Annotated in this window: 12 protein-coding genes; 1 reads left to right on the forward strand and 11 read right to left on the reverse strand. The window is 41.6% G+C overall.

The features are described 5' to 3' along the window. Nucleotides 1-30: 30 nt before the first annotated feature. The 5 genes from G9U52_RS00125 to G9U52_RS00145 form a co-directional block, all read right to left on the reverse strand. A complete protein-coding gene (locus tag G9U52_RS00125) occupies nucleotides 31-849 on the reverse strand; it encodes a cytochrome c oxidase assembly protein (RefSeq protein ID WP_166144377.1) in 819 nt (272 codons plus the stop codon). Between the two features lie 213 nt (nucleotides 850-1062). Next, nucleotides 1063-1719, reverse strand: coding sequence for a PrsW family glutamic-type intramembrane protease (locus G9U52_RS00130; RefSeq protein ID WP_166144380.1), 657 nt, complete (start codon nucleotides 1717-1719; stop codon nucleotides 1063-1065). A 306-nt stretch (nucleotides 1720-2025) separates the two neighbouring features. After that, nucleotides 2026-2205: a twin-arginine translocase TatA/TatE family subunit gene (locus G9U52_RS00135; RefSeq protein ID WP_166144383.1), complete on the reverse strand. Its 180-nt coding sequence runs from the start codon at nucleotides 2203-2205 to the stop codon at nucleotides 2026-2028. 23 nt (nucleotides 2206-2228) lie between these two features. Next, nucleotides 2229-3446, reverse strand: coding sequence for a ZIP family metal transporter (locus tag G9U52_RS00140; protein ID WP_243767068.1), 1218 nt, complete (start codon nucleotides 3444-3446; stop codon nucleotides 2229-2231). Nucleotides 3447-3463: 17 nt separating this feature from the next. Beyond that, nucleotides 3464-4510, reverse strand: a complete 1047-nt coding sequence (locus tag G9U52_RS00145; protein ID WP_166144386.1) for a multicopper oxidase domain-containing protein — start codon at nucleotides 4508-4510, stop codon at nucleotides 3464-3466. Between the two features lie 512 nt (nucleotides 4511-5022). On the opposite strand from G9U52_RS00145, the gene G9U52_RS00150 reads away from it, so the two are divergent. Beyond that, complete coding sequence (locus tag G9U52_RS00150; RefSeq protein WP_166144389.1) at nucleotides 5023-5187, forward strand: hypothetical protein; 165 nt, start codon at nucleotides 5023-5025, stop codon at nucleotides 5185-5187. Between the two features lie 148 nt (nucleotides 5188-5335). On the opposite strand, the gene G9U52_RS00155 is transcribed toward G9U52_RS00150, so the two are convergent. From G9U52_RS00155 to G9U52_RS42170, 6 genes are all read right to left on the reverse strand, one after another. Beyond that, complete coding sequence (locus tag G9U52_RS00155; protein ID WP_166144392.1) at nucleotides 5336-6814, reverse strand: Lsa family ABC-F type ribosomal protection protein; 1479 nt, start codon at nucleotides 6812-6814, stop codon at nucleotides 5336-5338. 281 nt (nucleotides 6815-7095) lie between these two features. Then, nucleotides 7096-8469, reverse strand: a complete 1374-nt coding sequence (locus G9U52_RS00160; RefSeq protein ID WP_166144395.1) for a flavin monoamine oxidase family protein — start codon at nucleotides 8467-8469, stop codon at nucleotides 7096-7098. A gap of 414 nt (nucleotides 8470-8883) precedes the next feature. Continuing rightward, a complete protein-coding gene (locus G9U52_RS00165; RefSeq protein WP_166144398.1) occupies nucleotides 8884-9528 on the reverse strand; it encodes a nitroreductase family protein in 645 nt (214 codons plus the stop codon). A 143-nt stretch (nucleotides 9529-9671) separates the two neighbouring features. Next, nucleotides 9672-10118 carry an RrF2 family transcriptional regulator gene (locus G9U52_RS00170; RefSeq protein ID WP_166144401.1) on the reverse strand — a complete coding sequence of 149 codons (447 nt, stop codon included), beginning with the start codon at nucleotides 10116-10118 and terminating at the stop codon, nucleotides 9672-9674. Between the two features lie 115 nt (nucleotides 10119-10233). Then, nucleotides 10234-11157, reverse strand: coding sequence for an NAD(P)-dependent alcohol dehydrogenase (locus G9U52_RS00175; protein ID WP_166144404.1), 924 nt, complete (start codon nucleotides 11155-11157; stop codon nucleotides 10234-10236). Nucleotides 11158-11199: 42 nt separating this feature from the next. Continuing rightward, nucleotides 11200-11406, reverse strand: coding sequence for a DUF8691 family protein (locus tag G9U52_RS42170; protein ID WP_512699200.1), 207 nt, complete (start codon nucleotides 11404-11406; stop codon nucleotides 11200-11202). Between the last annotated feature and the right edge of the window lie 93 nt (nucleotides 11407-11499).

Below are 11499 nucleotides of genomic sequence, written 5' to 3' on the forward strand. Positions count from 1 at the left end.
TCCTTTGCAGCAATAAGCAGGTTCCTATCATTAAATAGCCTCCTCAACGTTTTCACGGCGGTACCAGCGTTTGAATAGAATGGCTAGTAAAACAGCAAATACACCCTCCTGCATAATTTTCATAATGACACCGCCCAATTGCTGGTCCTCCATCGAATTTAGTAACTCAGTTATCTGGGGGGCATGGGCATAGGTTTTGTATATCAGGTCGTTAGCAAATATGATTAACGCACATGCAGGATACAATAACAGGCCGTTAATGACAATATAAGTCGATTTCAACAATTCAGATAAACGGTCCAGTTCTGGTAATGGGCATATGATAACCCACCACATTTGAAAAGCAGAGAGTATTAGAATGAAATGGTACAAGGTACCAAAAACCATGGCTCGGTCTGACATCAGCCAGTCATAAATGAAAGGGAAATGATAAAAGGAAAGGAGTGAATTGAACACAACAACTGCAAGGATAGGATGGAGTGCGATGGGCAGTATTTTCTTCATCCAAGGCACATCCAACATTCCTTTAATAAGCCCTGCAGGTAGGCCAAACAAGATAAGCGGCGGCATAACAAATAGGATAAGTGATTGTTGCATCATATGCGCACTAAATAAATAATGGTGGGAAAGGAAATTCAATGGGCTCCCTTGTGCCAAATAAAATACGCCCAGGCCTGCGATGAAACAGGTTTTTTGCCGCATGGGGATACTTCCAGTATTATTTACTTGGCTTTCGTACTTCCTTAACTTATAAAAATATAAAACGGCTATAAGTATAGCTATAACAAATACCCCTGGGCTCCAAAGATCTGAAAACGAAGCATGGTCGAAATTATTCATAGTTCCCATATCCACTATTCCTCACACCTTTTCACAAACGTTTTGTAGTTTAATACAGAAAGCTTTTCTTCCTGCGAACATTAAGTGCAAAGAGTTATTGTCCCTGTAGCAGTTTGTTTATTCGCGTTGAAATATCAGTCCCTTTCGAAACAGATGCTTTATCCTCGAGGGAATTGATGGCAACGGTATAAATTCCTTAGCACGCTAATACTAGCCGCCCGCTCAAATCATGGTACGGATACGGACTTTCATTTTTCTAATATTGAACCACCAAAGAAAAACCATAAAAGCAATTAACCAAATATCACCTGCAGGAGTTAACATACTATTTATACTGTTATAAGCCCCATGAAATAAAGCCGGCAAGAACAAAGACAGGAGAAGAAAATGGGGTCTAGGATTTGTTTTTAACTTAGCCAAATAGTATCCCATCGTAACCCCGAATAAAACATGGGCTGAAACAGGAAGCAACGCCCTTGTCCAAATGATAGAAACCGTATTTCCATTCATCAGGAATACGTAAAAAAGGTTTTCGACTGTCGCAAATCCAGCAGAAACCGCGACTGCGTATACGATTCCGTCAAAGAGCTGTTTGAATTCAACATGATGACAGATGAGCCCATACATTAAGGACCATTTCACAAATTCTTCGAGTAATCCAGAGTATAGAACCGATTCCAACCAAAACCCGTCCCCAAGAGGAGCTAACACCCTTTGAATGACCAACAATGGAAAGACGACCAGCCCTCCTGCAATAAATATTTTAATCAGACGGGAAAGCGGTTCCGTTTGGTGTTGGCCTTTTAAATAAAAGTAAGCAAGGAGACTTATACCCGGAGCAGCGGCTCCTATAATTTTAGCAATAACCTCTATATACACCGCTACTCCCCCTTTGCATTTTCTTGTAACCACCCTAAATAAATATCCAGTTGAACCCAAATATGGGCGCTATCAGACAACTGCATATAATTTCAACTCAATTGCTAATGTATGACTAATTTATAAACCTCCCCTACACCTCAATTCCACACTATTTTCTTCTTTCTTACCTCAATTATAAAATACCACAAATTGCGACATAAAACACTATGATGCATAGTTTAATAATGACAATATCATGAAACAGGAAAAAGACCGGAATATTAATTCCAGTCATTGTTCAAGTATAATTGCCATTTTAGCCAATTATTTTTTATCGTCGCCAGATGAAGCTTTATCTTCTAAAAGATCCTGAGTTCCTTGGCGGAATTCTCTAATTGTAGTGCCGACAGCCCTGCCAAGCTGGGGAAGCTTAGATGGACCAAACATAACCAATGCCGTAGTAACTATAAGCAAAACGCCTCCAACCCCTAAATTCCCAATCATTTTCCCATCCTCCTCTATTCACATTAGAATTTAACGAGCATTGCTGTAACATACATAAGGGCTATTCCTAAGGTTAAACCCATGAAATTAGACCACGAGACAGATGCCATGCGATGTTCAATAGACTCTTTCCAAATCATCCTGGAGATAACCAAAATGACTTGTAAAATAGCACCTGCGCCAATTCCAAAGAATAAAGCAGCCAGCGTGTCATTAAACAAAAATCCTCCTGTCCATGTTCCAAGAATCGCCGGTCCGCCTGCGATCAGGGCAAGAAACACAAATGTTTTCAAGGTCGGCTTATCCTTGAGCAATGGAGCAGCAATCCCAACCCCTTCAGTGATATTATGAAGTGTAAAGCCGATGATTAAAAATGTCCCCAGCGCAGCCTCTCCTGCCGCAAAAGCCGCCCCAATCGCTAAGCCTTCGCCAAAATTATGCAATCCAATGCCGGTTGCCAGCTTATATGAAACGCTGCGTCCTTCCCGTAGTCCACGATCCATTCGTCTTTCATTCATTTGGTCTACAGCCAGGAGGAACAGCAAACTCAGCAGTGCTCCGAACCAGACAAGACCACTTCCCTGAAATATACCAGGACTTTTTGCAGCAAGTTCAAACCCTTCTTCGAATGTATCTACAACAAGAAAAACTAATAATCCAACCGTAAAAGCTAATACCGCTTGCGTCCCTCTAACTGAAAACCTCCTCATGAAAGGATACCATAGAAGCCCCAATCCAACTGGGATGATGCCCACGTAAAAACCAATTAAAGCATACTGGGAAAAACGTTCCGAGTCCGGCTCAGGAGTGGGTGCAGCAACAGCAACTTCTCCAATAAAAATCAACCCTTTGGTAGTAATAAACTTGATTTGATGAGGGTCTCCATAAACCCAAGGATAGGGTATGGTTATCGTGCCCCTGCTAAAACGATCCAAGGTAGGTCCTGGTTCATAGGAAGCGTTCCAAAAAGAGTCATCAACGATAGTCTGTGCAATGGTAAGGGCTTCCGGACCGGAGTTAAGTACCGTAACTACGAATCCGTCTGTATTCATTTTAATCCGTTCCACATTCAATTGTTCGATCGGCGCTGCTGCTTCTCCTTCTATTCCCGTTCCTACTTTAGCAATAAAACCAACAATTGCTGCCAATAGGATAAGCGGCAATAGCCCCAATACTATTGTTTTAAAACTCCATCCACCACCCATTCGAGAACCTTGGGTATGAGTTTCAATAGGATTCATACGTTGTCCTCCTTCCACTATTCAGCTAAGAAAAAGCCCATCCAGCCCAGCTCAGCAAATTCACTTTGATGCGCATGAAACATATAACGGCCTGGCTCAGGAAAAGTAATTTCTAAAATACCACGTTCCCCTTGGCACTGCATGATCGTGTCTGTAAATTGTGGCCGAGCTTCCGGATCTGCGCCTGTAGCATAATAATTAAAATAGTTCGCATGTAAATGAAAAGAATTAATTAAATCAAACTCTGTAAGATTGCTTAAATAAATACGGACTAATTCCCCTGCCTTTACCCGGATTGGCTCCTGTTGGTAGGCAAATGCATACCCATTCACTGTGTATACCTCGTTCTCGCCATCCAAATCGAGATCATAGCCATTCATAACCATATTAAACTCTTTAGCAGCAATTCGTGGTTTCTTTGGATCGATAATCAAATTACCGTATAACCCTTTATGGATATGCCTGCGCAGGGGTGCGACATGGCAATGATAGACTTGCATGCCTGCTGGTTTTGCTGCGAACTCATATACAAAGGTCTCACCAGGCATTACGGACTCCAAACCATCCATCCCCGTTGGGTGGATTCCATGGAAATGTATGGAATGTGGGTGCGTCGAATTGTTGTAAAATTTCACCCGTATGATATCACCTTCTGTGCACCTTAGCGTTGGGCCTGGGATCGTTCCATTATAGGTCCAACCCGGAAACTTGATGCCCTTAGCAATTTCCACTTCTTGCTCAACTGCAATCATTTCATAATCGCGAATCGTTTTTCCATCAGCAGATGTGCTCACCTTGCCATAGTCAAAAGAAGTAAGGGCATTTCTTGCAGCTTTAAGTCCATCTGTTACTTCTGTCCCAGGATCGTACCCGTGCTTCATTCCCTTATGCAGTTGCGAATTCGGTGAATTGGGCAATAAATGATTCTCATGGGTGCCCGTTGCCAATGCCGATTTCGCAGCCCAGAAGTTCGGAGATAGCCACGTAGATCCAATAAAAGCAGCAGCTCCAGCCACTCCTGCTTTTACAATCGCCCTTCTGGACCAATTTTTACTATCCTTCATAATGGACCCTCCATCCCAAGTTAGGCAACTTATTCACAGTTGAATAAGTTTATGCCAGTACCAAATTATTTAGTCTAACGCCATTTTGTTTCCCGAGGGAAACTTATAAAAGTAACTATAAGCTGCAGTTCATTTTTTGTAAATACTTTTTTTATCTTTAACAAAAAAAAGTTGTATCCGTATTGTTTAGAAGCTATACAGATACAACTTCATAAAGCAAAAGATTAAACACAATGGTTATTACTTGCATTCAAATGGACGTTTTTTTATGAAAAATGACTCTCCACACTGGAGAGTCATTTTTGTTCTAAAAGCCTTGGCATACCGAACTTTATTCAAATCAAAAAACTTTAATCTGGCTATCTATGTTTTAATAACAGAGGAAACAATGTAATTCTCTACACTAGCTCAAGTAACCCATCTAAAATAAAACCTTAGATTTCCTCTATCACTTCCGTAAATCCACTCTACATGCGCTTATTCAGCAAATCGGCCCAGAGCGATTAGCGACATTGAACGATCAAGCGCTTAAGAAGGCTGGTGAAGATTTCTTCAAAAATGAGTATAAGCAAGCTTTATTGAGCCTTCGCTATTTAGGCTTCGTAGAGCATGAATCCGCTACCTTCACGGATGCGGGCGTGCAATTGCTGAAGCAGCTTGCGATTGATGCCGTGTAGTTAAGTGATAATAAAGTATTAGACTGGGACTCCTTATCTATCAAGGAACCCCGGCCTGCTGGGAGAGAACCGCAGCGAACCCGTCCAGCTGATGTCCGGAATTCGACTACTTGTTCAAACGTTTGAAAGATCATGTCCAACTGATCTATTAGAGTTCAATAATTTTTGTAGCAATATTTTTGCAAAATTCCCTATCATGCTCTACAAATAGAATGGTTGGTGAATATTCAAGCAGTAACTCTTCAATTTGCATACGAGAAATAATATCAATAAAATTAAGCGGTTCATCCCAAATGTGCAAATGAACGTTCTCGCTAAGACTTTTGGCAATCAGCACTTTCTTCTTTTGCCCTCCGCTAAAAGCTGAAATATCCTTTTCAAATTGAACTCTGGAAAAATCAAGCTTTCTTAAAATCGATTTAAAAAGGCTTTCGTCAATTCCGTTGTTTGCAGCATAGTCAGATAAATTGCCTTGAAGATGGGATGTGTCCTGCGATACGTAGGATATTTCCAACTGACTATCCTTCCTGAAGGTGCCTGTATAGTTTATATCCTCACCGTAAATAAGTTTGATGATACTTGATTTTCCGGAGCCGTTTTTACCCAAAAGAGCAACTCGCTCACCTTGCTCAATAGTAAAACTTATATCTGCACAAACCATCTTCTCACCGTAAAAAATCGAAACATCTTCAAGCTCAGCAAGTCGGCTTTTATGAAAAGCAAGTTGCGAAATCTCTAGGCTGTCAGAGCTTTCGATATTTTTAAGGAGTTTAGACTTTTCATCAATAGCCGATTGCTGTCTTTGCTCAATTGCTTTAGAGCGTTTCATCATTTTAGCAGCCTTGTGGCCAATATATCCTTTATCTACCTTCGAACCAGAATTTCTTGTTCCGTTTTTTGTTTTTTCCACTTCGTGTGACCAGTTGCCCGTCCGTTTAGCAGAATCCGACAAGCGTTTAATGTCTTTTCTAAGTTTTTCGTTCTCTGCGAGCTCAAAGTTATCTTGTCTCTTTTTATTTTCCCACCAACCGGAAAAATTACCTTTTTGAATTTCTATGTTGGTCTTATTGATTGAAAGTATGTGGTCTACACAGTTATCAAGAAATGATCGGTCGTGAGACACCAAAATAAATCCACTTTTGGAATTAAGATAATCACTGACAAGCTTTCTTGCATTCATGTCAAGATGATTGGTTGGTTCATCAATCAACAGAAAACTATTTTCCTTAATAAATAGAGTAGCCAGTAACACTTTCGTTTGCTCTCCGTTAGACAATGAAGCAAAGGGCCGATATAAAACATCTTCAGATACCTTTAGCAATGAAAGTTCACGTATTAATTTCCAGTGTAGATAGTCTGGAAAAATGTCGCTGATTACATCAAGGGTATTATTTTCCTTGTTTTCGACATGGAAAGGGAAGTATTCAAAACTGACATTAGCAGATATATTTCCACTGTATTCATATTTACCAAGCAACAAGCTCAGAAATGTTGTCTTACCTCTACCGTTTCTTCCCGTAAATGCTAATTTCCAATCGGTATCGATTTGAAAATTTACGTTTTCAAATATGTTATCGTAACTGCCATCATAGGCAAACGTCAGGTTTGTAACATTTATTAATGACATGAAGTAATCCTCCTGTATGATAAAAATAAAAGCTACAAGAAAGTTACTTTCTTGTAGCTCAAATAGATACAGTTAATCCAACCCAATTTTGAGTTAGATAAGGATATATTGTTTGAGTGAAAAGAATGAGTAACTCTCTTGCATATAAATAATAAAACATGCGGAAAATACCGCTTTTATTGTTGTTTTATTTTTTTATAATATCAGCAAGAAAAATTACATTATACTTTTCAACTCCAATCATCATATTAAAAGGATCTTATCATACCCATTTTTTAATTTCAACAAATAAATCCTGGACAGTCGAGGACATGTAAGACTTCAGTTGCTGCCCGTTCACCCGATTGTATAGCGCCCTCCATGAAAAGCCGATACTCCGTAGCTGTCTCACTGCCTGCCCAATGGATGGCACCTATGGGTTCGTATAATGAAGGTCCATATGCAGTCAGCATCCCTGATTTAAAGTGCGCTCCATACCCACCCATGGACCATTCATCTGCTGACCAATCCTTATCAATATAAGATAAAGGGTTTTGAGCCTTTATGCCAAATGCCTTCTCTAAGCACGATAGAACGCTTTTTTTACGCTGTTCCCCAGTAATTCGACTAAAGTATTTCGCATCATTGCCACTAACAAGCGCGATTAGCACGCCTTCGTCACGATCTGGGGGAGAGCTATCTAAAGTTGCTTTTACGGGTCCATGCTCGTAATAGCCAATGCCACTGTGCCCTTGTTGACGCCAAAATGGACAGTCGTAGCTAATTATACATTTAAAGACGGCACCCTGCTTGAACACTTGAGTTAGCTTTTCTCTTCTGGGTGGCATAGGTGGTATATAGGTTATTCTTCCAGCCAACTCAGGCGGAACGGCTACGATTACCCGCTTCGCCACCCAACAATCTTTATCGGTTTTTATACAAACGGTATCATCATTATATTCAATTGATCTCACTGGGCTCTGAAGCAATACACGCTCTCTTAACTTACTGGCAAGTTTCACGATAAGCGAATAAGCACTCTCCTTGATCCATTCCTTCTCCGCTGCAAAAGTGTTTCCCATTGTTCCATTTGTCTGCCATCCCCAAAGGACATCGAGGAGAGAGACCTCAGAGGGCTCCATACAAAGCGCTTCCTGAAGGAAAATACGCCAATACGCTTTTCCCATTTGAGTATAAACGTTATTTTCTATAAAGGATGCCATATTTTCAGCATCAACATGATTTGCATTTAAGAAATTCCAAGGAGCAACAGGATCGATATGGCGAAATTTTCTGGACACTTTATTTATGAATTGCCACACATCTGCTAAATACAAGGGGGACAGCGGCGGCAGATCACCATGTCCAAACCTTACTTTATCCGCTAAAAAGAAATTGGATTTCCCTTTATGATAGGTTTTAACCTTAGTCAATCCTTCTTGCTCAATAAGTCTATGCATACGTTTCATGGAGGGTCCGATCCATTGTGCTCCCAAATCAACCTGAATTCCCTGCTCGTTCTCGATACTGAAAACGCGCCCTCCGACACGGTTCCTAGCCTCCAGCACGATAACTTCGATTCCCTCTTCTACCAGCTTTAAGGCTGCAGTGATACCAGCAAATCCTGCCCCGACAATAATAACTTCCGTTTTTTTAATCTCAGAGCATTCTGACACCGAAAAACCCCTCCGTATATAGACTTCCATACCATAGTTTGGCATCTGTGCTTGTCATGTCATCATCACTATTAGTATGTACTCGTCTCCATTAACTTATCAAAAATCCCAATAATAGGGATATCCTTGGGAGTTTCATAACCATTGTTGCGGCTGGTTTCAGTTGCCAGAAGCCTCCCTACCTATTCGTAGGACACTCTCTGGTCATTCAAATCGGTTTGAATGGTAGGCATACAAAACAAAAAAGCCGCGATTTACGCGACAGTTTATAAAATATGGTGCTTATCTCCGACATGCGATGACGCTCCCCTATTCAAGAGCTAGCATAGCTTCATCCACCAGCTTGGCGGCCGCAATAATGCTTTGAAATTTGGCTGGTGAGTTGGTTCTATATTTTGACAGGAGGAGTTAGCGTTAGGCGATTCCGTTCCAGAACGTAATATCTTCAATCGGCAAACGTCCAGTTGGATGTCCTGCCTGCACTGCCTTTCCTATGGCGATCAGCATGACAGGAACGTAGCGATCCGAAATACTGAACGCTTCTTTGAGCTTGCCCGCGTGGAACCCAGCCATCGGAACGGTATCATAACCACGAGCCTTGGCAACAAGCATAAGCTGCATCGAGACCAATCCGCAATCAATAAGCACGCCATTTCTGAGGCTATCCGAGTCCATTTTTGATAAAACACCCATAATATTGGCTACCAGGTTCTTTTTAATTTCCTCGGTCATGTTACCTGCTTCTACGGCTGAAGCGTAGATTTTCTCCGCCTGCATATACCCTTCCAAATCGCCCAAAACCGCAATTACAGCCGAAGCCTCAACCACTTGTTTCTGATTATTCGCAATCGGAAGCAGTTTTTCTTTCACAGCCTCATCATTGAATACAATAAACTTCCAAGGCTGAAGGTTAGCGCCAGACGGTGCAAGGGTCGCTTCCGTCAATATATCTTTCAGCTCCTGCTCTGAAATCTTAAATGTGGGGTCATAATGCCGCACGGAACGCCTCTCTTTAATAACTCCATAAAAATCTTGGACTTCCTTGATATTAGTTTCCATACCTCTCTACCTCCGATTCTCTTTTTAAATCATGTATGAACGCTATTCTGAGTTAAAATACGCACAGTTTAAGCCAAAAAAAATGAAGACATAAATTTAACTGTGCGATATTAACCACAGTATAAATTATGTTATCCTCCGTGTCAATCTCTTTTAATCATTAGTCCATTGGCCAATTCCGCAATCGTGTGCTGTTTCAATATATCCAACATACTCTGTTTCATTTCTGTCACCATATCGGAAAAAACATCATGCATTTGAAGGCCCAACGGATGGTCTCCCGTCGACTCCAGCATACCCTCGCACATAGACTCTCCTACCTGAAGTGCTAGAAAAATATCGGCAAAGGTAATTGACTCTGGTGGCAGCTTGAGTCGGTACCCTCCGTCACGTCCCTCTCTAGCCTCCAATATATGTTCTTGCGCCAGCTTAGCCATAATACGACGAATCAGCGTTGCTTCAGAGCACAAGTAATCGGCGATATCACCGCTTGGACAACGGTTCGGATTCTTGGCCATTACGACCAATGCCTGCAGTGCCAATCCGAACGTTTTGCAATTGGGGGGGTAAGTGTGCTTGATCTTTGTCATGGGTATGATACTCCTATCATAAAGCGATTGTGAGTGCATTATAGCAAACCCCCTCGTTTCATTCAAGGTAAAATGCTTACATCCGAATAATTCTAACCATGAGTGCAGTGCTTTGTTAGATATGGTTAGCATGTTCCACTGTGATGACTACATTCCCCTTTTTGTGACCTTTATCCACATAACGATGAGCCTCTGAAATTTGTTCCAGCGGATAGCTCCTATCTATGACCGATTTGATTTTCCCCGTCTCAGTGAGTTCTTTGAGAAGAATTAAATCTTCCGTACGCACCTTTACAATCCCTTGTGTGACTGATACGTATGTCCCGTTCGGAGCTAGTGCTTTTTTGCAGCTTGATTTCGAGATTTTCCCTACCGCATCGAAGATGATATCATATAGCTCATCTCTTCTCCTAAAATCTTCTTTCGTGTAATCAATGACTTTATCGGCTCCCAGCGATTTCACCAATTCTAAATTTGTGGAACTGCAAACCCCGGTAACCTCTGCCCCATAGTGCTTGGCAAGCTGTACCGCGGAAGTCCCTATCGCTCCAGAAGCTCCATAGACAAGAACCTTAAGTCCGTTCTGGATTTTGCCTTTTCTAAGATAATACAATGCTGAGGTTCCCCCAAAAAGAACGGCAGCGGCTTCTTCGTAGGTCACATTGGCCGGTTTCATGGCCACCAATCCGTCTTCTGGCAAACATATATACTCGGCATGAGCACCAAAACGCATCCCAGTAAAAGCAAAAACCTTGTCACCCTTTTTAAATCGTTTTACAGCTTTGCCTATTGCTTCAATTTCTCCGGTTAACTCCACACCAAATATAGGCTTTCTTGGTTTTCTGAAGCCTATAATGATTCGCATCGGGATCCAGAACAAAGCAGGACACTCGAAGCCTCGAACTCTACAATCCCCTGATGTTACGGTTGTCGCATGGATCTGAACCAGAACCTCATTGTCCTTGGGAGTAGGTTTGGCTACCTCTTTTAATTCAAGAACTTCGGGTGGTCCGTACTTCTGGCATACGATTGCTTTCATCTGTGTATCCTCCTTTATTTGATTGGAGATCTTGCTCTGTAGCTATTGCGTCTGTTTTGGTTTAACACAATTGACCGAGAGCAGTGGCATTCCTAAATCACGCACTTTTTTGAGCAATCCATGCAATCCAGCCTGATCGACTACCAGGCCGGTTAGTAACGTGTCACCGTTATCTTCCAGCGTGATGGTCAGACCCCCGAACCAATCTGTCCATTGAGGCCCCAGATGGCATAACCGTCTGTGCCACATGCTCAATTTACAAGAATCATATCAGCAATACGGTTTTAGCGTATAGCTACTAAAGTATTGTTTTAGGTTGTTTGGGGGTATTGCTGTGGGGTT

Origin of the sequence: Paenibacillus agricola (assembly GCF_011440305.1) — a bacterium.
GTDB classification, from domain to species: domain Bacteria; phylum Bacillota; class Bacilli; order Paenibacillales; family NBRC-103111; genus Paenibacillus_S; species Paenibacillus_S agricola.

What these genes read in the sequence shown, in the direction of transcription:
- G9U52_RS00125 (WP_166144377.1), bottom strand. Translation starts at nt 849, where the DNA reads ATGGGAACTATGAATAATTTCGACCATGCTTCGTTTTCAGATCTTTGG.
- G9U52_RS00135 (WP_166144383.1), bottom strand. Translation starts at nt 2,205, where the DNA reads ATGATTGGGAATTTAGGGGTTGGAGGCGTTTTGCTTATAGTTACTACG.
- G9U52_RS00140 (WP_243767068.1), bottom strand. Translation starts at nt 3,446, where the DNA reads ATGAATCCTATTGAAACTCATACCCAAGGTTCTCGAATGGGTGGTGGA.
- G9U52_RS00145 (WP_166144386.1), bottom strand. Translation starts at nt 4,510, where the DNA reads ATGAAGGATAGTAAAAATTGGTCCAGAAGGGCGATTGTAAAAGCAGGA.
- G9U52_RS00155 (WP_166144392.1), bottom strand. Translation starts at nt 6,814, where the DNA reads ATGTCATTAATAAATGTTACAAACCTGACGTTTGCCTATGATGGCAGT.
- G9U52_RS00165 (WP_166144398.1), bottom strand. Translation starts at nt 9,528, where the DNA reads ATGGAAACTAATATCAAGGAAGTCCAAGATTTTTATGGAGTTATTAAA.
- G9U52_RS00170 (WP_166144401.1), bottom strand. Translation starts at nt 10,118, where the DNA reads ATGACAAAGATCAAGCACACTTACCCCCCCAATTGCAAAACGTTCGGA.
- G9U52_RS00175 (WP_166144404.1), bottom strand. Translation starts at nt 11,157, where the DNA reads ATGAAAGCAATCGTATGCCAGAAGTACGGACCACCCGAAGTTCTTGAA.
- G9U52_RS42170 (WP_512699200.1), bottom strand. Translation starts at nt 11,406, where the DNA reads ATGTGGCACAGACGGTTATGCCATCTGGGGCCTCAATGGACAGATTGG.